25 protein-coding genes are annotated in these 20,615 nt (G+C 36.5%); 16 read left to right on the forward strand and 9 right to left on the reverse strand.

The features are described from left to right. Positions 1-147: 147 nt before the first annotated feature. Positions 148-726: a CYTH domain-containing protein gene (locus ABH957_RS13985; protein ID WP_404455927.1), complete on the reverse strand. Its 579-nt coding sequence runs from the start codon at positions 724-726 to the stop codon at positions 148-150. 144 nt (positions 727-870) lie between these two features. Between ABH957_RS13985 and ABH957_RS13990 the strand changes: the two genes are divergently transcribed. The 4 genes from ABH957_RS13990 to ABH957_RS14005 are packed head-to-tail and all read left to right on the forward strand — an operon-like array spanning position 871 to position 3,636. Further along, positions 871-1,242 (forward strand): UPF0738 family protein, encoded by a 372-nt coding sequence (locus ABH957_RS13990; RefSeq protein WP_002011362.1) that lies wholly within the window; start codon positions 871-873, stop codon positions 1,240-1,242. 30 nt (positions 1,243-1,272) lie between these two features. Continuing rightward, the gene (gene yjbM, locus ABH957_RS13995) at positions 1,273-1,911 is read left to right on the forward strand and encodes a GTP diphosphokinase (protein ID WP_002125951.1); all 639 of its coding nucleotides are present in this window, start codon (positions 1,273-1,275) and stop codon (positions 1,909-1,911) included. An 18-nt stretch (positions 1,912-1,929) separates the two neighbouring features. After that, positions 1,930-2,727: an NAD kinase gene (locus ABH957_RS14000; protein ID WP_002011365.1), complete on the forward strand. Its 798-nt coding sequence runs from the start codon at positions 1,930-1,932 to the stop codon at positions 2,725-2,727. A gap of 15 nt (positions 2,728-2,742) precedes the next feature. Then, complete coding sequence (locus tag ABH957_RS14005; protein ID WP_219301718.1) at positions 2,743-3,636, forward strand: RluA family pseudouridine synthase; 894 nt, start codon at positions 2,743-2,745, stop codon at positions 3,634-3,636. Positions 3,637-3,681: 45 nt separating this feature from the next. Here the strand turns inward: ABH957_RS14005 and ABH957_RS14010 are convergent, their stop codons facing one another. From ABH957_RS14010 to ABH957_RS14040, 7 genes are all read right to left on the reverse strand, one after another. Then, entirely contained in the window at positions 3,682-5,076 is a 1,395-nt protein-coding gene (locus tag ABH957_RS14010; RefSeq protein ID WP_404455932.1) for a peptidase G2 autoproteolytic cleavage domain-containing protein, read from the reverse strand. Between the two features lie 223 nt (positions 5,077-5,299). Then, positions 5,300-6,040, reverse strand: coding sequence for a bis(5'-nucleosyl)-tetraphosphatase PrpE (gene prpE, locus ABH957_RS14015; protein WP_404455935.1), 741 nt, complete (start codon positions 6,038-6,040; stop codon positions 5,300-5,302). 79 nt (positions 6,041-6,119) lie between these two features. Next, complete coding sequence (locus tag ABH957_RS14020; protein WP_404455938.1) at positions 6,120-7,280, reverse strand: FtsW/RodA/SpoVE family cell cycle protein; 1,161 nt, start codon at positions 7,278-7,280, stop codon at positions 6,120-6,122. Positions 7,281-7,410: 130 nt separating this feature from the next. Then, complete coding sequence (locus ABH957_RS14025; protein ID WP_002134977.1) at positions 7,411-8,337, reverse strand: glycosyltransferase family 2 protein; 927 nt, start codon at positions 8,335-8,337, stop codon at positions 7,411-7,413. A 6-nt stretch (positions 8,338-8,343) separates the two neighbouring features. Next, positions 8,344-9,102 carry a class I SAM-dependent methyltransferase gene (locus ABH957_RS14030; RefSeq protein ID WP_404511469.1) on the reverse strand — a complete coding sequence of 253 codons (759 nt, stop codon included), beginning with the start codon at positions 9,100-9,102 and terminating at the stop codon, positions 8,344-8,346. A gap of 224 nt (positions 9,103-9,326) precedes the next feature. Then, positions 9,327-10,172, reverse strand: coding sequence for a TylF/MycF family methyltransferase (locus ABH957_RS14035; RefSeq protein ID WP_113937689.1), 846 nt, complete (start codon positions 10,170-10,172; stop codon positions 9,327-9,329). A gap of 123 nt (positions 10,173-10,295) precedes the next feature. Then, positions 10,296-11,066 (reverse strand): BclA C-terminal domain-containing protein, encoded by a 771-nt coding sequence (locus tag ABH957_RS14040; RefSeq protein WP_404511471.1) that lies wholly within the window; start codon positions 11,064-11,066, stop codon positions 10,296-10,298. Between the two features lie 165 nt (positions 11,067-11,231). Here ABH957_RS14040 and ABH957_RS14045 point away from each other — a divergent pair, with 165 nt between their 5' ends. The 10 genes from ABH957_RS14045 (at position 11,232) to ABH957_RS14090 (ending at position 19,262) form a co-directional block, all read left to right on the forward strand. Beyond that, positions 11,232-12,329 carry a tetratricopeptide repeat-containing glycosyltransferase family 2 protein gene (locus ABH957_RS14045; RefSeq protein WP_269480910.1) on the forward strand — a complete coding sequence of 366 codons (1,098 nt, stop codon included), beginning with the start codon at positions 11,232-11,234 and terminating at the stop codon, positions 12,327-12,329. Between the two features lie 155 nt (positions 12,330-12,484). Beyond that, positions 12,485-13,174: a class I SAM-dependent methyltransferase gene (locus ABH957_RS14050; RefSeq protein WP_269480911.1), complete on the forward strand. Its 690-nt coding sequence runs from the start codon at positions 12,485-12,487 to the stop codon at positions 13,172-13,174. Next, the gene (locus ABH957_RS14055) at positions 13,171-13,857 is read left to right on the forward strand and encodes a glycosyltransferase family protein (RefSeq protein WP_088292256.1); all 687 of its coding nucleotides are present in this window, start codon (positions 13,171-13,173) and stop codon (positions 13,855-13,857) included. Before ABH957_RS14050 ends, ABH957_RS14055 begins: the two co-directional genes overlap by 4 nt. 11 nt (positions 13,858-13,868) lie before the next feature. Then, positions 13,869-14,549 (forward strand): glycosyltransferase family protein, encoded by a 681-nt coding sequence (locus ABH957_RS14060; RefSeq protein ID WP_002030417.1) that lies wholly within the window; start codon positions 13,869-13,871, stop codon positions 14,547-14,549. A gap of 14 nt (positions 14,550-14,563) precedes the next feature. Continuing rightward, positions 14,564-15,301, forward strand: a complete 738-nt coding sequence (locus ABH957_RS14065; RefSeq protein WP_002030415.1) for a sugar phosphate nucleotidyltransferase — start codon at positions 14,564-14,566, stop codon at positions 15,299-15,301. A gap of 8 nt (positions 15,302-15,309) precedes the next feature. Next, on the forward strand, positions 15,310-15,855 hold the full coding sequence (rfbC, locus tag ABH957_RS14070; protein ID WP_269480913.1) for a dTDP-4-dehydrorhamnose 3,5-epimerase: 546 nt from the start codon (positions 15,310-15,312) through the stop codon (positions 15,853-15,855). Positions 15,856-15,870: 15 nt separating this feature from the next. Beyond that, positions 15,871-16,842 carry a dTDP-glucose 4,6-dehydratase gene (rfbB, locus tag ABH957_RS14075; protein WP_201066422.1) on the forward strand — a complete coding sequence of 324 codons (972 nt, stop codon included), beginning with the start codon at positions 15,871-15,873 and terminating at the stop codon, positions 16,840-16,842. Between the two features lie 11 nt (positions 16,843-16,853). After that, a complete protein-coding gene (gene rfbD / locus ABH957_RS14080) occupies positions 16,854-17,708 on the forward strand; it encodes a dTDP-4-dehydrorhamnose reductase (protein ID WP_012260557.1) in 855 nt (284 codons plus the stop codon). Positions 17,709-17,816: 108 nt separating this feature from the next. After that, entirely contained in the window at positions 17,817-18,587 is a 771-nt protein-coding gene (gene fabI / locus ABH957_RS14085) for an enoyl-ACP reductase FabI (RefSeq protein WP_002011384.1), read from the forward strand. Between the two features lie 147 nt (positions 18,588-18,734). Beyond that, positions 18,735-19,262: a CotO family spore coat protein gene (locus ABH957_RS14090; protein ID WP_181777941.1), complete on the forward strand. Its 528-nt coding sequence runs from the start codon at positions 18,735-18,737 to the stop codon at positions 19,260-19,262. A gap of 48 nt (positions 19,263-19,310) precedes the next feature. On the opposite strand, the gene exsY is transcribed toward ABH957_RS14090, so the two are convergent. Then, entirely contained in the window at positions 19,311-19,775 is a 465-nt protein-coding gene (exsY, locus tag ABH957_RS14095) for an exosporium assembly protein ExsY (RefSeq protein WP_002135000.1), read from the reverse strand. Between the two features lie 124 nt (positions 19,776-19,899). On the opposite strand from exsY, the gene ABH957_RS14100 reads away from it, so the two are divergent. Beyond that, positions 19,900-20,259: a DUF1360 domain-containing protein gene (locus ABH957_RS14100; protein WP_000899658.1), complete on the forward strand. Its 360-nt coding sequence runs from the start codon at positions 19,900-19,902 to the stop codon at positions 20,257-20,259. Positions 20,260-20,422: 163 nt separating this feature from the next. Then, positions 20,423-20,608, forward strand: a complete 186-nt coding sequence (locus ABH957_RS14105) for a hypothetical protein (protein WP_002064286.1) — start codon at positions 20,423-20,425, stop codon at positions 20,606-20,608. Positions 20,609-20,615: the final 7 nt, after the last annotated feature.

The following is a 20,615-nucleotide window of genomic DNA, read 5'->3' on the forward strand; positions in this document are numbered from 1 at the left end:
TGTAGCAATGGAATGTTATGAAGAGCAACTAAACAGCCTTCATAACATTCTTTGCTTATTCTATATGTTGCTAATAAATCTTTTGCTTTTCAAAAAGGTGAAATGTAGCCGTAAGTACAGCTCTTCTTCACTGATGGAAATTTTACTTTAGCGCTCTTCGTTTTGTTTGGCAAGGAAAAAGCGTTTTACTTTGTTGTTTGTATGACGAACTGGTACGTTATGTTGCTTTAATAACCTTATAAATGCTACTTTACCGATCTTTTCATCTTGCACTTCGTATTCAATTTCATAATCATCGTGATTGTAATAGAAACTATGATCAAAGACAAGCGTTCCGCCTTCAAATAATATTTCAGCTCTTTCTGTTGTTAAACTACCCATATAAGTTAAAGAGGAAACGGGAATTTGTAATTTGTGTAGCTGATCCATTACAGTTCCTTGAATGATTGTGTTTGTTTCCATCATAAGTTGTGCTTCTTTTTCTGTTACAGACTGATGAGTTTCTAATAAACCAATTTCAGCAGGTTGTTTTAATGTTAATGTATAAGTTCCATCTTTATGACGAATACGAAGTGCAGAGCCCGTATCTTTTAAAGAGAAGTGAGGCGTTTCAAAGTAGTGATTTACTTGTTTTGTAAATGCTTCAATAGAAAAAGATTTGCATAATGTTTGGAATTCTTCCTCTGTAACCATATTTTTAAATTCAATTTCAATTTCTTGTGTCATTGTATGCGCTCCTTTTGAAAAATAATTCTTTCCACATTATCGCTTTTTCGCAAATTTGGTTCAATGTTTTATTTGTTTGCGTCCATGTTATGATACAATAATACTGTTAAGTAAGACAGGAAGTTGAGATGGAGGAGTTCGAGTATGCAAAATAAAATTCAAGTTAAGAGCGTAGAAACGAGAGAGAATGCGCTTATTTTTTGTGCGGAAAATACTGAAATAGAGGTAAAGGAGTTAAGTGCGCGTAATCACGTACTTGTAGACTCAGACAATTTATCATTTTTATATATCTTAGAAAATGAATCATCTTTCATTTATGTAAGTATTCCGCATACATGCTGGGAAGCAATGCATGAAGCGATGAATAAAGATACAGCGATGTTTATTCGCGTGAATGATGTTGAAATAGAATTAGAAGGATTAAAAGAAGAAGTAGAATATTTAGTTGAAAATATTGAAGGTAATGCAAATTACGGAGAAGAACTAGTAACTGCTGTAGAAAAAGTGTTTCTATAAGCAAATGGATTGATTTTGGTGGTGGTTGAAATGAATCGTAATTGGGAAGAATTTTTAGCACCGTATCACCAAGCGGTGGCGGAGCTGAAAGTGAAACTAAAAGGAATGCGTACTCAATTTGCAATGTTAACGGAGCATTCTCCAATTGAGTTTGTAACAGGAAGGGTAAAGTCGGTTGCAAGTATTATTGATAAAGCGGAGAAGAGAAATGTACCGCTAGACCGAATTAGAGAAGATATGCAGGACATCGCGGGCCTTCGAATGATGTGTCAATTCGTAGATGAGATTAAGCCTGTTGTAGAATATCTTCGAAAACGAAATGATTTTGACATTGTAGAAGAACGTGATTATGTAACGCAAAAGAAAGATAGCGGCTATCGCTCTTACCACGTTGTCATTAGTTATCCTGTTCAAACGATACAGGGGGAGAAAAAAGTGTTAGTTGAAATTCAAATTCGCACGTTAGCAATGAATTTTTGGGCAACGATTGAGCATTCTTTAAATTACAAATATAGTGGACGTTTTCCTGAAGATATTAAAATACGCTTACAACGTGCAGCGGAAGCGGCGTTTTTATTAGATGAAGAAATGTCTTCCATTCGTCTTGAAATTCAAGAAGCGCAAAAGGTCTTTTCACGAAAGCAGGAAACGAAAGATTCTGAATCATAAACTAAAGGGTGTTGGGCGATGAAATTTACAATTATGTCAAAGGGAGATCAATCATCAGATACACTAGCAAGTACGATGAAAGAATACTTGTTAGATTTTGGGTTTACAATGGATGAAAAGGAACCTGATATTGTAATTTCTGTTGGGGGAGATGGAACGCTTTTATATGCATTCCATCGTTACTATAATCGATTAGATGAAACCGCATTTGTTGGTGTACATACAGGGCATTTAGGTTTCTATGCAGATTGGTTACCCACGGAAGTAGAGAAGTTGGTGATTGCAATCGCTAAAACACCGTTCCAAGTGGTTGAATATCCACTTTTAGAAGTGATTATTCGCTATGTGAATGGTAGTAAAGAGTCGCAGTATTTGGCGATGAATGAAGCGACTGTAAAAAGTGCAGAAGGTACATTAGTAACAGAAGTGGAAATACGCGGAGAGTATTTCGAAACGTTTCGCGGAGATGGTCTTTGTATTTCTACTCCTTCAGGAAGTACCGCTTATAATAAGGCGCTTGGCGGAGCAATTATTCACCCTTCTATTGAAGCGATTCAAATTGCAGAAATGGCATCTATCAACAATCGTGTATTTCGTACGGTAGGTTCACCGCTCGTACTGCCGAAGCATCATACATGCGTTTTAAAGCCGGCTGCAGGAATGAACATGCAAATTACCGTGGATCATTTGACGATGGTTCATCAAGATGTGAAATCAATTCAGTATCGCGTTGCAAACGAGAAAGTACGATTTGTTCGTTTCCGTCCGTTCCCATTCTGGAAACGTGTTCGTGACTCGTTTGTTGCAGATAAATAGAGAGGGTTTATATATTTGAACAGATTTACATTGAAATGGGATATAGGGCTGGCTGAAGAGGGAACTTTAGTTAGAGAATTTTTGAAAACAAAAGGGATTTCGAAAGCTGCTTTAACGGATATAAAGTTCCGCGGGGGAGCAATTGAAGTAAACGGTCAACACACAAGTGTTCGTCACAAGTTACAAGCTGGTGAAGAGTTACAAATCTTTTTTCCAGTGGAGGAAAGAAGTGAAGGGATGGAAGTGGAAGAGATCCCTTTGTGTATCGTATATGAAGATGATGCGGTTCTTGTTATAAATAAAGAAGCAAATATGTCGACGATTCCGTCTAGGGAGCACCCGTCAGGAAGTATTGCAAACGCTCTTTTATATCATTATGATAAACAAAATCTTGCAAGTACGGTGCACATTGTGACGAGGTTAGACCGTGATACTTCAGGGCTTATGTTAATTGCGAAAAATAGATTCGTTCACCACCTTTTATCGAAGCAGCATCAACAAAAAGGGGTGAAACGAACGTATGAGGCAATCGTTCATGGGACTATTTTAGAAGAAGTAGGAACGATTGACGCGCCAATCGGACGAAAATCGGATAGTATTATCGAGCGAACTGTCTGTGAAGATGGTCAAAGAGCTGTTACTCATTTTAGAGTGATGGAGAGTTCTTCCGATAAGACGCATGTAGCGCTTGAGCTCGAGACGGGAAGAACACATCAAATTCGTGTACATATGGCATATATAGGACATCCGCTACTTGGGGATGATCTATACGGTGGCCGAAGAGATGTGATAAAACGTCAAGCGCTGCATAGTACATCTTTGACGTTTTATCATCCTATTTTAGAAAAGGGAATGACTTTTACCGTAAGTATCCCAGAGGATATGCAATACGCTTTACATAACAATTAAAAGGGAACAAAATTCTTATCATAAAAAGAATTTTGTTCCCTTTTTTTAGCGAAATAATATTAAAATTTGATTTTCACCAGTACGTTTTATAACGAAAAAGCCACTTTCAGCTTTTGTGGCAATGCCGTCATCATTTGGACGACAATATCCGTGTGTTTCGCAAGTGCCGTCATCACGTACTAACATTTGTCCAATTAATCCGACAGGAAGCCACTCAGTACGGTCTCTTCTTGATATATACTTACAAGCTGGATCCCATTCTGTATTTAAAAGGGGTTGTATTTCTTGTTTGTTAGTACGTGTATATTGACGTTTTCCGAAGCTGTCTGTTTCATAGCGTTTTTGCCAACTTAAAGCACCGCTATTTCCTATGAGAGCAGGAGTAGCGCTGGATATGCCTAATATGAATGTATCATTTGAAGTAGCTTTTCGAATTTTTTCTTCGCTACTAAATGTAATGAAATAGCCGATATCAATAGGGCTATGATCTGCTGCCTCAAACATTTGTGCAAAATCAGTACCACCTGCATTGTAAGAAGCACCATCGATATACATTTCTCCGTTATGGGCAAGCCATTTGGCACCTATATTATAATCAGTGTCATTTGTCCCATTTGCGATAAACCAGGAATAAGCTTCTTCTGCTGTACCAAATTTCCCCATAATATGGCTGCCTGCAAAATTAGCTGTTGATGTATGATTTCCTTCCGCATGAGATGAGAATCCGTTAGCGATAGTTGCGGTTCCTTCTGCATGTGCTGCTTCTCCCAAAGCAATTGCATGTTTTCCTTCTGCATGAGAATAAGAGCCGCCTGCTGTCGTTTCACTTCCTTCGCTATGCGAACTATGTCCAGTTGCCTTTGTTTTTGTCCCTTCTGCATGAGAAAAGGGACCCGTTGCATGTGTAAGAAGCCCTTCTGCATGTGAAGCGATTCCATCAGCTTTAGAGTGAAGTCCTTCTTTATATGCGTGACGAGCTCCTTTGTTATTTTCTTTTTTTATAGGTGTAGGTACAGGAGCCTGAATAGGGGCGGATCCTTCTATTTGTACATCGTTGCCCGAGATTAATGCTTCTTTTATTTTTTTTACTTGATTTATAATAGTAGCTGGAATTTCTGGTTGTACTTTTTCCTTTATTGCTGCAGGAATGTTTTCTTCTATATTTTCTTGTATCTTTTCCGAATTAAGCACAGGTTCATCATTATTAGAAGCGAGCTTCTTTTTTTGTTTTGCTTTTATTTTCCTGCTATCTATAATTCGCCTCATAACAGCATTTTCTAAAGAGATATATTTTTCTCTCGGTTTGCTTTTTTTTGATGACTCTTGTTCTTCTATTTCTTCTATAGCTGCAGCTCGAATACTGCACCAGTTGTTAATTCCATACATGGGATGGTATAAAGGGTGGAATTTTCTTTTTTGTTTAGAAGATTTTTTCTTCATTCCGTCACCTCCTGCGACAGTATATGCCGTGCAATTAAAAAAAGATGCACTTTATTGCATCTTTTTTTAATTGCTTTATCTAGTTTTAGTGTGGAATATGTCTAGAAAACACCATGATCCTCTGCAAATCGTGAATTGTATTAAGTAGAGGTATTTATCCCGATTGGTGCGGGCTCATAATCAGTGGGGGATGAACAAAACCCCCACTGATTAAAGTTTCACTTTATGAAATTGGGCGGAACTTTTCAGGGACAAAAGGTAGGGAAGAAGGGACAGAAACGGTCTCCAACTCAGGGTAACGTAGTCCAGTTAGTTTACCACCAAATACAGCACCAGTATCAATATTGACTGTATGATTCACAAAGCGAGGTTCATTGACAGGTGTATGTCCATAAACAATCCATGTTTCACCCTTATACTCTTTCGCCCAATCTCGGCGGACAGGTGAGCCGTCAGGGTGTTTTTCGCCTGTAATATCACCATATAGTACAAAGGTTTGTACTTTTTTATCTTGTCTTCCTATGTAATCTTGCCGAATACCAGCGTGACAGACGGTTAATTTTTTTTCATCCAGTATGTGATATAGCGGTGATTGTTCGTAAAGAGTAATGAATTTTTCTTTTATTATTTGTTGCTTATTAGAAGACAATGCTTCATATTCTGCAACAGTTGTTTCGAGCCCATGAGCGATTGTAACATTACGTCCAAGGAAGAAACGATACAGTTTATTACAGTGATTCCCTGGAGCATAGTAAGCATCTTTTCTATTTATTACGAGCTCCCATACAATTTCAATCATCCGTAATGAATGAGGACCTCGGTCTGTAATATCACCAACGAATGCAAGCCTTCGTTTTGCGTTATGAATTGGGATACCACTATCCCAGCTATACCCTAGTTTCGTTGTTAAATCTTGAAACTCTTGGAAGCATCCGTGAATATCACCTATAATGTCATATTTCATATTTAAACCTCCAGCTCATTTTTTCATTAGTATATCTAAAATGGACATAGAAAAAAACCATACCGTTTTTCGATATGGTTCATTTAAACATAAAGATTTTAGTTCTTGAGCGTACGTTTAAAATAAATCCAATAGCAACCATATATGTGAGCAGTGAACTCCCGCCGTAGCTCATAAGCGGTAACGTTATTCCTGTAATAGGGAGTAAACCAATTGTCATCCCAATATTTTGGAATACTTGGAACGTAAACATTCCAATTGTACCAGCGCAAATATAACTACCGAAAGGTTCATTGCTTTCTAAAGCAATATGGATCATTCGGTAAATGAGTAAGAAAAAAAATGAAATAATAACACTTGCTCCTAAAAAACCGAATTGTTCAGCGATATTTGTAAAAATAAAATCTGTATGTGGCTCTGGAAAATATACTTGTCTATTTTCCCATCCTTTTCCTTGCATCTCTCCTGATCCAGTAGCTAAAAATGCTTGTCTTAATTGGTATCCTTGTGCGTCATATTCATAAGGTGCAAGCCAACCATAGAAGCGATTTAATTGATATTCTTTTAGAATGTGCTCTTTAAAGAACTCTGGATGCGTGAAATAAATATATGTTAAGGTAGAGCCTATGGCGAAAATACCGGAGGTTAATCCGAGGATAAAGCGCCAACGTATACCAGAAACTAAAACCATTGTTGCAAGCATCGCTGAAATGACCATTGTGTTTCCTAAATCAGGTTCTTTTGCGATTAGAAGTAGTGGAGGTAAACTAGCTGCAAATATTTTTAAAAGTAAAATGAAATCTTCACGAGTTGTCCGAAAAAGGTATTTTTCATTATGATTCGCTATAATTCGTCCAACGACGATAATCAAAAATAATTTCATAATTTCAGAAGGCTGAAAGTTTCCGATGCCTGGAAGTCTGTACCACGCGGTAGCCCCTTTAATTGTAACGGCGCCAGGAACTTGAAGTTCTAGGCCAATTAGAAGTATGAGTGCAAAGCTATATAAATACCAAGCAATTTGTTTATAGCGATCGAAATCAATAACCATAATAACACCAATGGCGATAAATCCAATGGCATACCATTGGATTTGTTTTAATACAAAATTTACGTTTTGTAAAAATGGTGGTAAAGAAGCTTGTGCACTTGCGATAGCAAAGCAGCTAACAATCCCAATGGCAAATAAAATGAATATTAATATGTAGTCTATTTGATATTGAGTGTTCGGATCTTTCACTGTATGAATTCCTTTCTACTGCTCTCTATATTAGTGGGTTTTAGTTGGTGCATCACATAGTTTAAAAAGAATGTATGAACTATACGCATTATTCACGTAAAGCTCACACATTTTATTTTCGCAGAATAGACTAATGATGTAGCTCTTTTATAATTATGTCCAAACAATGGGAAAGACGTACATGTGTATCTGGAATGAGGTTTGGTAGCTGGCTATAATATTCTAAGGAATTTTTACACCATTTATAAGCGCTAATTAGACCTAGTCTATAATCTGTATTATCTTGTAAAAATCCGTATTCTTTTGAAGTTATAACGAGGTGCGTAAAATCCTCAGATCCTTCAAGGAGCTTGCTGTGTATTTGTTGCCCAGTATGGTAGCGAAATTGGCTTAAAGGTTCGGATATGTATACTGCGTTTCCTTTAGAAAGTAAGGAAATCCATGATGCCATATCGACACTACAAGAATAGTGCCTTCCTTTTAGCGTGCCGAAAGGTTCAGTGAGTAACTGTTTTCTAAACAGAATAGTTGTAGGCTCACCGATAATGTTATGTCCACCTTTTAACATCCAGTCGCCTAAAAATATTCCGTTTAATTGAATGTCTTCGCTATATAATCTTTGTGTTGGATGAGCATCTCCAATTAAATTTCCGTGATCATCAATACGTACTCGATAAGAAGTTATAAGAGCGAGATTTTTATTTGTGTCTTGCTCAAAATAAGCCATCATTTTTTGTATTTTATGATTATAAAACACATCATCGTCCATTAAAAAATTTATATACTCCCCATTAGATTTCTCTAAGAGCATAAGATCGTTATGAAATTGTCCTAAAGTAGTGGTATTTCGAATGTATGTTATGTTTTTATAATTAGGTAAATACTGTTCATTTATTAAGATTTCTGTTTCATCATTTGTACTATCGTCTCCTATAATAATTTCAATGTTTGGATAAGTTTGTGCTAATGCACTTTCTAGAGCGATTTTGAAATAATGTGGTCGATTATAAGTGGGAATAAGGATGGAAACGAGAGGTGGCTTTTTTTCATTATTCATACGAAACTACCTTTCAGAAGCTTTTTTTGTAAGAACGATATCTTGATAACTTGTATACTCATTTCTGCCGCACCATAAACCATAATGCGGTTTATTAATTACCTCTAAGCCATATTTATTTAATAAGATGCGGATATCTTCTTCAGGATAGGCAACTGCAAAATTAGGAATATCTTTATTCACAACATAACAATTTTCAATTTGATGATAAAAACCTAATGTACTTAGCCCTGAATTTAAGTAATAGGATGATTCAGGGTTAATGAGAAAGAAGGTAATAAAACATCTCCCATCTTTTTTTAGAACACGTACAATCTCAGATACGTAATGTTCTAATTCTTTCGGAAGGAGATGGGTAAATACAGAAGTTAAAAAAACAAAATCGAATGAATCGTCTTCATATGGAAATTTGTATTGAGAAGCATCTTCTTTTCCTTCTGGGTTGTAGAATTGATTATATATATCAACGTGTTCAAAATGAAAATTGCTACGGGCAGCTGAAATATTATTTTTGCACCATGTAATGCCATCTTTAAATAAATCAAATCCATAATAAGCTCCATCATCACCTAAGTAATTCATTAATGGAACCGCCATTCGACCGACACCACAACCTACATCTAACACTGTTTCATTGGATTTTAAACTACCAATTTGAATAAAATGCTTTATGAATTCTTTTCCAACCTTTTGAAAGTCGCCACCTACATATTGGACGAGTTCGGGAGGTGGGATTAATGCGATTTTTTTTTTAAGCTCGCTCATAATTTCACTCCTTCCTTGTAGTAAATAGGGAACCAACATTTTTAATCTGCAGCTAACATTTTATAGTGGGAGGGGAAACGATATTAGAACTGTTGTGATATGTAAAAAGCTCCCTAGAACAACTGGAAATAGTAATGGGAGCTTTTGTTTTTATTTATCATGCTATTGGCGAAGGCTAATAATTAGTGTGAGATGGAGAAACCCTAACTGAATAAAGTTTCGCCCTATTCTTTTCGCCAATAAACCCCGAATACATCAATTTTAGTAATAGGAGCTTTTAAGTTTCTTTGATTTCTAAAGTCTGTCACAGCCTCAGCACATGGTGGTAGCCCATAGTCATCGATAATTATATAGCCGCCCTTAGAAACTTTATCGTATAAGTTTACGAGACCATCCATCGTTGATTCATACATATCACCGTCAAGGCGAGCAATCGCAATTTTTTCTATCGGTGCTGACGGTAAAGTATCTTTAAACCAACCTTTTAAAAACTTTACCTGGTCATTTAATAAATCGTATTTTCTAAAGTTTTCTTGTACTTGTTCTAAAGAAACACGTAAATAATCAAAGCTGTGTAAGTAATCGCCGAAATCTCTCGGGTATTGTTCTATATTTGGTGTTGGGAGGCCCTCAAATGAATCGGCAACCCATACATTGCGATCAGTAATGTTGTTTGCTTGTAAAAAACCATTCATAAAAATGCACGATCCCCCGCGCCACACACCTGTTTCAATAAAATCACCTTCTATATTTTCACGGACAACTGTTTCTAATGCTTCATGTAATTGATTCATGCGTTCCCGGCCGATCATACTGTGTGCTGCTCTTGGCCAATCCATTCCGTCTTGACGTTCGCTTTTTAAAACATTAGGTTTAATAATTTTTAAATTATGATTTTCTGCATATTGTTTAATAAATAAAGGGAGTGGAACTGTAACGGGTTCGTATGGAAGTTCCTTAGATATATGTAACGAAGCAGGTAAATATGGCTCATACTCTAGCCATATTTCAAACAGAATTGTTTTCTTTAACAACTCGAGATAAAGCCGGACAGCAGATTTATTTTCCATATAGATGCCTCCTGCGAAATGTCATACAACAATATGATTATGTAGGTAGTGAAGGTTTCATGATTGAATTCATAATTGAAAAAGCAGTAAAACTGATATCAGTTTTACTGCTAAGTAAAAAAATTAAGCGATTTTTTCAATAATAATGGATGCACTTGTACCAAGAGCTAGAGATAATCCAAGTCCTGTAACAACAGCTTCAACCATTGATGGCGTTATTGTAATTTGTGTAATTGCCTGGATAACGAGAGGCGCTCCAAGTGAGATTAAACTTGTTCCAGCGCCAGGTATATTAACGCCGTTCACTTGAATTGCAAGGCTACCTAATACACTTACTAATGCAGTATATGCGATAACAGTAATTTTGTAGAATCCAGTTTCACTTATGATGAAAGTATCGGCATCTAATTGAGAAATTGCTGTACCAAACTGAGATCCAACAGTATTAAATGGTACTGGCTCATTAACTCCAAGAGCTACGCTAATTGTAGCAGAGTTAAATGCATACAATCCTGCTGGAAGTCCTAATCCAGATGGCCCAGTAGGCCCAGTCGGTCCAGTCGGTCCAGTTGCACCAGTGTCTCCAGTAGGCCCAGTAGGTCCAGTTGCGCCAGTGTCTCCAGTAGGCCCAGTAGGTCCAGTTGCGCCAGTGTCTCCAGTAGGCCCAGTAGGTCCAGTAGGTCCAGTAGGCCCAGTAGGTCCAGTAGGCCCAGTAGGTACGGTAGGTCCAGTCGGTCCAGTAGGCCCAGTAGGCCCAGTTGGCCCAGTTGGCCCGGTTGGAAGTGTAAACGGTGGTATTGGTGGTAAAGTTGGACCTACAAGATTAGGATCAAATGCACTAGCTGATAAGAATTCATCAGGATTTAAGCCATCTGAATAATTATTATTTGACATAAATTCACCTCCATAAAGCTTTCATTATATAGTAGATGCAAAATCGTAAGAAAATGACACGGACATTTGAATTATTAAAAAGAAATCTTAAATAGCTTGAACAAGTTAAAAAAATGGAAAGTTTATTGTATGTATAACATATGATTGAGTTGGAAGAGGGTGATTATGTTGAACAAGCAAGGAATTACAATTAGTCTATGTATGATTGTTCGCGATGAGGAAAATACAATAGATCGATGTTTGGACGCGGTAGAAAAAATTGTTGATGAAATTATTGTAGTTGATACAGGATCCACTGATCGAACGAAGGAAATTGTAGCAAAATATACTTCTAACATACACGATTTTCCGTGGGTTGATGATTTTGCGGCAGCTAGAAATTTTGCGTTTTCAAAAGCAACGCAAGAATATATATTATGGTTAGATGCTGATGATGTGTTATTAGAGGAAGCTCAAGAATCACTGAAAACATTAAAACGAGAGTTAAATGGTAAAGTTGACGCTGTTTCTATGCCTTATTATCTTGTAATGGATTCTAATGGGAAACCTTTATATTGCACAAGAAGATATCGACTTGTAAAGCGTGAAAAACAATTTCAATGGTTTGGAAAGGTGCATGAGTATTTAGCTGTTTCTGGTGAGATTTACAATAGTAATGTCGCCATTACACATAAGAAAGAAAAAGAAATAACGAATCGTAATTTGAAAATTTTTCAAAATGCTGTAGCAGCTGGAGAAGAATTAAGCCCGAGAGATTTATTTTATTACGGTAATGAATCTATGGATAATCAAAAATACGACGATGCGGTTCTTCTGTATGAAACATTTCTTAATCAAGAGGAAGGATGGCATGAAGAGAAAATTTATGCATGTGGTAAGTTAGGAGATTGTTATGCGAAGTTAGGAGACTGGGAGAAGGCAGTTGAAACTTGTACGAAGTCGTTTCGTTATGGTATTCCTAGAGGAGAGAATTGTACAAGAATAGGATATATATATATGGAACAACAAAAGTATAATGAAGCGATATTTTGGTTTAAGCTAGCAACTGAAGTGCCGCTAGCAGAGGATAGTCCTTTTCACAGTCCGGCTAGTTATACGTGGATTCCATATTTACAAATGTGTATTTGTTATAGCAGATTAGGAGATCAAGATAAAGCTTATTATTATAATGAATTGGCAGCTTCTTATGTTCCGAATAATGCTGCGATTGAATATAACCGTAAATATTTTAGAGGCGTCTATGATAAACAATATAAAATGTAATTTGTTCTATTTTTAGGAAATGACTTGTCGCTATTCTAATGATAGTAGAATGGCTATATATTAGAGTATCGGTAATGCAACCAATAGAGATGGCATCCTTTGTAGAATATCTTTTGTTTCTATTTCAAATTCAATTTGCATAAGGAGTGTGTGAAATGAATCGGGAGAAAAGTTCTTTATACGAAGAAAAATCTGAACATTATTATAATGCGATAAATCCTAATTTATTCAAGCATATAAAAATGGAATGGCAAGAAGTTCTTGATATTGGTTGCTCGAGCGGTGCATTAGGGGCGGCTATAAAAGAAAATGGAGCACGTGTATCAGGAATTGAGGCGTTCCCAGAGGCTGCCGAAAAAGCGAAAGAAAAATTAGATCATGTTATTTTAGGTGATATAGAAACAATGGATCTTCCTTATGAGAAGGAACAATTTGATTGTGTCATATTCGGGGATGTATTAGAGCATTTATTTGATCCGTGGGCTGTCATAAAGAAAGTAAAGCCATATATAAAAGAAAATGGTGTGATTTTAGCTAGCATACCAAACGTTGCGCACATTTCAGTATTAGCTCCCTTACTCGCTGGAAATTGGACGTATACAGAATATGGCTTATTAGATAAAACGCATATTCGTTTCTTTACTTTTAATGAAATGCTAAGAATGTTTTTAAAAGCAGGATATTCTATTAGTAAAGTAGATCGTGTATATGTTGATCATAAAATATATGAGCCACTTATTGAAGAGTTATATGGAATTTGTAAAAAGTATCGTCTTGGAAGTGGCTTCATGGCTGAGACAGTTGTATTTCAATATATTATTGAAGCAGAAAAATCACAATTATGAGTGCTGCAGAAAAAACAATACTATTTGTTACATGTATAAATGATCGGAAATTGTATGCACAATGTGCGCGACATATATTGAAATTGGCAGTACCTCCTGGGTATACTATACAATTTATGCCGATTCGAAATGCAAAAAGTATGACGAGCGGATACAATCAAGCCATTTCACATCCAGCGAAGTATAAAGTGTATTTACACCAAGATGTCTTTATTATAAATGGAGCCTTTCTATACGGATTAATTCAATTATTTGAGGATCATGAACATCTTGGGATGATTGGGATGGTTGGATCCCAATATGTTCCTCCAAATGGTGTATGGAACGAAGGGCGTGGGATTGTCGGGAAAGTCATTGGTTATATGAACGATTTGTTTTATATGGCAAGTTTAGAGCAACCATTTCATGAATCGAAAACGTTTATTCCTGTGGAATGTATTGACGGTTTATTGATGGCGACACAATATGATATTCCGTGGCGAGAGGACTTATTTGATGGGTTTGATTTTTATGATGTATCCCAATCTTTTGAATTTAAAAAAGCTGGGTATACAGTCGGTGTCCCTGTGCAGCGTGATGCTTGGTGTATTCATTATCATTTTGATGTAAATATGACGAACTATGAAAAGTATAGAAAAGTATTTGTAGAGAACTATATGTCAGATGTGAATAAGGAAGAATAGAGGGCTACAAAATGAAAGATCATACAATATTAGTCGTTGTTTGTGTAAATAATGAAGAGCTTTTCGAGCAATGCGAAAGGCAAATAAGAAACATTGTTGTTCCCCCTGGCTATGTAGTGCAAATTTTTCCGATACGAGATGCGAAAAGTATGGCAAGTGCGTACAATCGAGCACTTTCATATCCGGCGAAATATAAAGTATATATACATCAAGATACTTACCTTATTAATCGTGATATGTTTTGTACCCTCATTTCGCTTTTTAAAGAAAATGAAAAGCTTGGTTTAATTGGAGTAGCTGGTGCTCAGTTTTTACCGAGTAACGGGATATGGTGGGAAGGAAAAAATTTAGTAGGGAAAGTGATTGAGTACAGAAGACAGAATTATCAATTATTAAATTTGGATCAGGGGTTTTATGGAAATCAATCTTTTATGTCAGTGCAAGCAATCGATGGTTTACTCATGGCAACGCAGTATGATATTCCGTGGCGAGAGGATTTGTTTCAAGGATTCCATTTCTATGATGTGTCACAGTCTTTAGAATTTCAAAAGGCTGGATATTTAATTGGTATCCCTAATCAAGCAAATCTATGGTGTATTCATTACAACGGAGATGAGTTTGATGCGGATACATATGAGAAATACCGGGGAATTTTTGTGGAACATTATAAAGAGGTGCTATCTCCATCATAAGGGAGAGATGAAGGATGAAAGGGATTATTTTAGCAGGCGGGACAGGATCGAGATTATATCCAATAACGAAAGTAACGAATAAACATTTACTTCCCGTTGGGCGGTATCCGATGATTTATCATGCGGTATATAAGCTGAAGCGATGTGAAATTACAGATATTATGATTATTACCGGTAAAGAGCATATGGGAGATGTTGTGAGCTTTCTAGGAAGTGGTCAAGAGTTTGGTGTATCCTTTACGTATCGTGTGCAAGATAAGGCGGGTGGGATTGCGCAGGCACTAGGACTTTGTGAAGATTTCGTAGGAAATGATCGGATGGTAGTTATATTAGGAGATAATATCTTTTCAGATGATATTTGCCCGTATGTTGAAGAGTTTACAAGTCAAAAAGAAGGGGCTAAAGTGCTGCTTCAATCTGTAGAAGATCCCGAGCGATTTGGTGTAGCGCATATTCAAGGCCGAAAAATAATTGGAATTGAAGAAAAGCCGAATGAGCCGAAAAGTTCTTATGCTGTTACGGGAATTTATTTGTATGATTCGAAAGTCTTTTCTTATATAAAAGAATTAAAACCTTCCGCAAGAGGGGAACTTGAAATTACAGATATAAATAATTGGTATTTAAAACGAGGAGTACTTACTTATAATGAAATGAGTGGCTGGTGGACTGATGCGGGAACGCATGCTTCTCTTCAAAGAGCGAATACGTTAGCGCGGGATATAAACTTTGGGAAACAGTTTAATGGAGAATAGGTGAAAATATGAAAGTTGTAGAAACAAATTTTACCGATGCGAAATTGTTAGAACCGAGATTGTTTGAAGACGAGCGAGGTTTTTTTACTGAAAGTTATAATAAGAAGATGCTAGAATCGTTAGGGATTACGCATTCATTTGTGCAAGATAACGTATCTTATTCAGCGCATTCGGGGACGATTCGAGGGCTACACTTTCAAAAAAATCCGAAAGCACAAACGAAACTCATTCAAGTTATGCAAGGTGCAATATATGATGTTATCGTTGATTTGCGAAAAGATTCACCTACATTTAAAAAGTGGAGAGGTTATATTTTAAGTGCGGATAATCATAGGCAATTATTAGTGCCGAAAGGATTTGCTCATGGTTTTTGTACACTTGTACCTCATACAATTGTTATGTATAAAGTAGATGAGTATTATAGTGCTGATCACGATTCCGGTTTGCTTTGGGAAGATAAAGAATTATCAATTCCATGGCCGGTAACAAATCCTATCTTGTCCGATAAGGATCGAATATTACCATTACTTCAGGAATATGAAGATAGTTTTTAAGTAGGAGAGTTGTTTATGAATATATTAGTTACAGGTGGAGCTGGATTTATTGGAAGTAATTTCATTCACTATATGTTAAAAAACTATGAAACATATAAAATCATTAATTACGATGCATTAACATATAGCGGGAATTTAAATAATGTAAAGTCTATTCAAGAAAATCCTAACTACTCATTTGTAAAAGGGAAAATCCAAAATGGAGAGCTGCTGGAACATGTTGTTAAGGAACGTGACGTGCAAGTAATTGTAAATTTCGCAGCTGAATCACATGTGGATCGTAGTATTGAAAACCCAATTCCTTTTTATGATACGAATGTAATAGGTACAGTCACGCTGTTGGAGTTAGTGAAAAAATATTCACATATTAAACTCGTGCAAGTATCAACAGATGAAGTATACGGTTCTTTAGGGAAAACAGGAAAGTTTACCGAGGAAACCCCGCTAGCTCCTAATAGTCCATATTCTTCAAGTAAAGCGAGTAGCGACATGATAGCCTTATCTTATTATGAAACGTATCAATTACCGGTTATTATAACGCGTTGTTCTAATAACTACGGACCGTACCAATATCCTGAGAAATTAATTCCGTTAATGGTTACGAATGCGCTTGAAGGAAAGAAACTACCATTATATGGTGATGGATTGAATGTAAGGGATTGGCTGCATGTAACGGATCATTGTAGTGCAATTGACACCGTTTTGCATAAGGGATGTGTAGGAGAGGTGTATAATATCGGCGGAAATAACGAAAAAACAAATATAGATGTTGTGGAACAAATTATAAAAATTTTAGGGAAAACGAAAAAAGATATTGAATTTGTAACAGACCGTTTAGGTCACGACCGTCGTTATGCGATTGATGCACAAAAAATGAAGAATGAGTTTGAATGGGAACCGAAGTATACGTTCGAACAAGGATTAAAAGAAACGGTGGAATGGTATAAAAACAATGTGGACTGGTGGAAACCACTAAAAGAAAAGTAAGGGGCATGTAGATGAAAGAACGGATTATCATAACGGGAGCGAACGGTCAGCTAGGGAAGCAACTACAAGAAGAGTTGAATTCTGAGGAATATGACATATATCCATTTGATAAAAAGTTATTAGATGTAACAAATATATCCCGAATTAAGCAAGTGGTACAAGAAATAAAGCCACATACAATTGTTCATTGTGCAGCGTATACGAAGGTAGATGGTGCTGAGAAAGAACAGGATCTTGCTTACTTAATAAATGCGATTGGAGCTCGAAATGTAGCGGTTGCTTCACAATTAGTAGGGGCTAAGTTAGTGTATGTCAGTACTGATTATGTATTTCCAGGTGACAAACCGGATGGCTATCATGAATTTCATAATCCAGCACCGATAAATATATATGGAGCTTCTAAATTTGCAGGAGAGCAGTTCGTAAAAGAGTTACATAATAAATATTTTATAGTTCGTACATCGTGGTTGTATGGTAAGTATGGAAATAATTTTGTGAAAACGATGCTACGATTAGGAAAAGAGAGAGAAAACATATCTGTTGTAGCTGATCAAGTTGGTTCTCCTACGTACGTGGCGGATTTAATTACTGTGATTAATAAGCTCATTCATACATCCTTATACGGTACGTATCACGTATCAAATCGCGGTTCATGTTCTTGGTTTGAATTTGCTCAAAAAATATTTTCGCATACAAAAATAAGAGTGAATGTGTTACCTGTGTCGACTGAGGAATTTGGATCGGCGGCAGTGAGACCGAAATATTCGATCTTTCAGCATAAAATGCTACAATTAAATGGTTTTTTACAAATGCCTACTTGGGAAGAAGGATTAGAAAGGTTTTTTATAGAAACAAAAAGTCATTAACAAATTTATGTTAGTGACTTTTTTGTTTGCCTTTAAGAGGTTTTATGGTACTATAATTATAGTATCAGGTACTAATAACAAGTATAAGTATTTCTGGGAGGATATATCATGGAACTATTACAAGGGAAAACATTTGTTGTTATGGGCGTTGCGAACCAAAGAAGTATTGCATGGGGAATTGCTCGCTCTTTGCATAATGCAGGTGCAAAATTAATATTCACATATGCAGGAGAGCGTTTAGAAAGAAATGTTCGTGAACTAGCGGAAACATTAGAAGGACAAGAATCACTTGTATTACCTTGTGATGTAACGAATGATGAAGAACTTACAGCTTGCTTTGAAACTATTAAGCAAGAAGTTGGTACAATTCACGGTGTTGCACACTGTATTGCTTTTGCAAATCGTGATGATTTAAAAGGCGAATTTGTAGATACTTCTCGCGATGGATTTTTACTTGCACAAAATATTAGTGCATTCTCTTTAACAGCTGTAGCAAGAGAAGCGAAGAAAGTGATGACAGAAGGCGGAAATATTTTAACTTTAACATACCTTGGCGGCGAGCGCGTTGTGAAAAACTATAACGTTATGGGTGTTGCGAAAGCTTCGTTAGAAGCTAGCGTGAAATATTTAGCGAACGATTTAGGACAACATGGCATTCGCGTTAACGCTATTTCTGCAGGACCAATTCGTACGTTATCTGCGAAAGGTGTAGGCGACTTTAACTCAATCTTAAAAGAAATTGAGGAACGCGCACCACTTCGTCGTGCGACGACTCCAGAAGAAGTTGGAGATACAGCAGTATTCTTATTCAGTGATTTAGCACGCGGAGTAACAGGTGAAAACATTCATGTTGATTCAGGATATCATATTTTAGGATAAATATAATAGGAATTAAAGTTTAAAAAGGACAGTCTCTAAACGTTGAGACTGTCCTTTTTAATTGTTCCCAGAAAGAACGATTTTTAACGAAAGTTCTAGCCACGTTATGAATATAACTATAATAGTACACGATTTATCCAGCTACGTATGGAAGTGGGAGGGACGAGTGTGAAGAATAAAAATAAAAGTTCAACAGTTGGAAAACCGTTGTTATATATTGCACAAGTAAATTTAGAACTCGCTGCACCGAAAATAAAAAGAATTATTTTAACGAATTTTGAAGATGAGGATCAAAAAGAGCAAAGTAATAGAAATGAAAGTATTGTAAGTATTGTAAGTAGTGCTGTGGAAGAAGTGGTAGAACAAGAGAAACAAGAACCACGAGAGGAGCCTCAAGTGGAGGTGGAAGAAAAAGTAGAGGAAGAGCAAGTGAGAACGGTCCCTTACAATAAATCCTTTAAGGATATGAATAATGAAGAAAAAATTCATTTTTTATTAAATCGTCCTCATTACATTCCGAAAGTAAGATGTAGGATAAGAACGACTACCGTCTCATATATAGGATCGATTATATCTTATCGTAATGGCATTGTATCCATTATGCCACCAAATAGTATGAGAGATGTTCGGTTATCTATAGAAGACATCAAAACGATTGATATGGCCGGTTTTTAAATATGTAAAGGTGGTAGAAAGCTTCTACCACCCCAATAGTTTTTTAGTTTACTTAACTATAGAAACGTCGCGTAAGCACTGAATAGCACAGAAGCAGCTTAAATCAACAGTAATGCAAGTAGATGTCGAGATTAATCTTGCATTTGGTACAGCTAAAAACGTACAAATTGGATCGTCGCCAGGTGGTACAGGAGACCCATCACCTAATACTACAGTTAACACACGTAGGACAGCACAGCTATCGTCATCTACGCTTTCTACACGGAAAATTGGAGATTGGCAGCTAGTAAGGCTTGCAGATGGTGCAAATGCTTCAAATGGCGTTCCAGCTTTTGTGTATAAAATAAAAGGGCGTGTATTTGCTACTGCTGCAGTATTGTGTGCTCCTAAAAATGGAATTTCACAACCAGAACCACATGTTGAACTAGAGCAATCTTGTAATTCATTGATGAATTTTACGACGTCAACTACGCAGTGAGAAGAGCTATGGTGTTTATTTTCGTTACAACTCATTAATGTCACTCCTTATCTTCTTGTTTGTATTTACATTAATAAGATATTGGAGTGGGGGAGATTTGGTCACAATCTTAAGACCTTTTTTTTTAAATAGGCTAAAGAGGATAGGGAAGGTGGAATTATGTTATTTACAAGCTGGCTTTTATTTTTTATTTTTGCGCTAGCTGCATTTAGGTTAACTCGTCTTATTGTTTATGATAAAATTACAGCTTTTTTGCGAAGACCGTTTATTGATGAGTTAGAGATTACAGAGCCTGATGGAAGTGTATCGACTTTTACAAAGGTGAAAGGGAAAGGATTAAGAAAGTGGATTGGAGAATTATTAAGCTGCTATTGGTGTACAGGTGTGTGGGTTAGTGCTTTTTTATTAGTTTTATATAAATGGATTCCTATTGTTGCAGAGCCTGTACTAGCATTATTAGCCATTGCAGGTGCAGCAGCGATCATTGAAACAATTACAGGATATTTTATGGGAGAATAATAAAGTGAAACTTTAATCAGTGGGGGCATTGCCCGCTTGTTATTAGCCCGCACCAATCGTGATAAATCTTCATGATGTTAGAAAAAGCGGAGTTTAAGAGGATGCGGGAACGGAAATAAGGAGTTGTTCATATAGTAAATAGACAGAATTGACAGTAGAGGAGATGTTTGCTGTGAGCAATAATCCAAGGCAAAATTCATATGATCTACAGCAGTGGTATAACATACAGCAACAGCAACAAGCACACCAACAGGCATATCAAGAACAGTTACAGCAACAAGGGTTTGTGAAAAAAAAGGGATGCAACTGTGGGAAAAAGAAAAATAAAATAAAACAATATGAAGAATGAAACACTC

Source organism: Bacillus sp. RC242, assembly GCF_044908245.1.
GTDB classification, from domain to species: Bacteria; Bacillota; Bacilli; order Bacillales; family Bacillaceae_G; genus Bacillus_A; species Bacillus_A mycoides.

Bases quoted from the DNA above. Each gene is read 5' to 3' on its own strand.
- ABH957_RS13985 (WP_404455927.1), bottom strand. From the start codon at position 726: ATGACACAAGAAATTGAAATTGAATTTAAAAATATGGTTACAGAGGAA.
- ABH957_RS13990 (WP_002011362.1), top strand. From the start codon at position 871: ATGCAAAATAAAATTCAAGTTAAGAGCGTAGAAACGAGAGAGAATGCG.
- yjbM (WP_002125951.1), top strand. From the start codon at position 1,273: ATGAATCGTAATTGGGAAGAATTTTTAGCACCGTATCACCAAGCGGTG.
- ABH957_RS14000 (WP_002011365.1), top strand. From the start codon at position 1,930: ATGAAATTTACAATTATGTCAAAGGGAGATCAATCATCAGATACACTA.
- ABH957_RS14010 (WP_404455932.1), bottom strand. From the start codon at position 5,076: ATGAAGAAAAAATCTTCTAAACAAAAAAGAAAATTCCACCCTTTATAC.
- prpE (WP_404455935.1), bottom strand. From the start codon at position 6,040: ATGAAATATGACATTATAGGTGATATTCACGGATGCTTCCAAGAGTTT.
- ABH957_RS14025 (WP_002134977.1), bottom strand. From the start codon at position 8,337: ATGAATAATGAAAAAAAGCCACCTCTCGTTTCCATCCTTATTCCCACT.
- ABH957_RS14030 (WP_404511469.1), bottom strand. From the start codon at position 9,102: ATGAGCGAGCTTAAAAAAAAAATCGCATTAATCCCACCTCCCGAACTC.
- ABH957_RS14035 (WP_113937689.1), bottom strand. From the start codon at position 10,172: ATGGAAAATAAATCTGCTGTCCGGCTTTATCTCGAGTTGTTAAAGAAA.
- ABH957_RS14040 (WP_404511471.1), bottom strand. From the start codon at position 11,066: ATGTCAAATAATAATTATTCAGATGGCTTAAATCCTGATGAATTCTTA.
- ABH957_RS14045 (WP_269480910.1), top strand. From the start codon at position 11,232: ATGTTGAACAAGCAAGGAATTACAATTAGTCTATGTATGATTGTTCGC.
- ABH957_RS14050 (WP_269480911.1), top strand. From the start codon at position 12,485: ATGAATCGGGAGAAAAGTTCTTTATACGAAGAAAAATCTGAACATTAT.
- ABH957_RS14055 (WP_088292256.1), top strand. From the start codon at position 13,171: ATGAGTGCTGCAGAAAAAACAATACTATTTGTTACATGTATAAATGAT.
- ABH957_RS14060 (WP_002030417.1), top strand. From the start codon at position 13,869: ATGAAAGATCATACAATATTAGTCGTTGTTTGTGTAAATAATGAAGAG.
- ABH957_RS14065 (WP_002030415.1), top strand. From the start codon at position 14,564: ATGAAAGGGATTATTTTAGCAGGCGGGACAGGATCGAGATTATATCCA.
- rfbC (WP_269480913.1), top strand. From the start codon at position 15,310: ATGAAAGTTGTAGAAACAAATTTTACCGATGCGAAATTGTTAGAACCG.
- rfbB (WP_201066422.1), top strand. From the start codon at position 15,871: ATGAATATATTAGTTACAGGTGGAGCTGGATTTATTGGAAGTAATTTC.
- rfbD (WP_012260557.1), top strand. From the start codon at position 16,854: ATGAAAGAACGGATTATCATAACGGGAGCGAACGGTCAGCTAGGGAAG.
- fabI (WP_002011384.1), top strand. From the start codon at position 17,817: ATGGAACTATTACAAGGGAAAACATTTGTTGTTATGGGCGTTGCGAAC.
- ABH957_RS14090 (WP_181777941.1), top strand. From the start codon at position 18,735: ATGGAAGTGGGAGGGACGAGTGTGAAGAATAAAAATAAAAGTTCAACA.
- exsY (WP_002135000.1), bottom strand. From the start codon at position 19,775: ATGAGTTGTAACGAAAATAAACACCATAGCTCTTCTCACTGCGTAGTT.
- ABH957_RS14100 (WP_000899658.1), top strand. From the start codon at position 19,900: ATGTTATTTACAAGCTGGCTTTTATTTTTTATTTTTGCGCTAGCTGCA.
- ABH957_RS14105 (WP_002064286.1), top strand. From the start codon at position 20,423: ATGTTTGCTGTGAGCAATAATCCAAGGCAAAATTCATATGATCTACAG.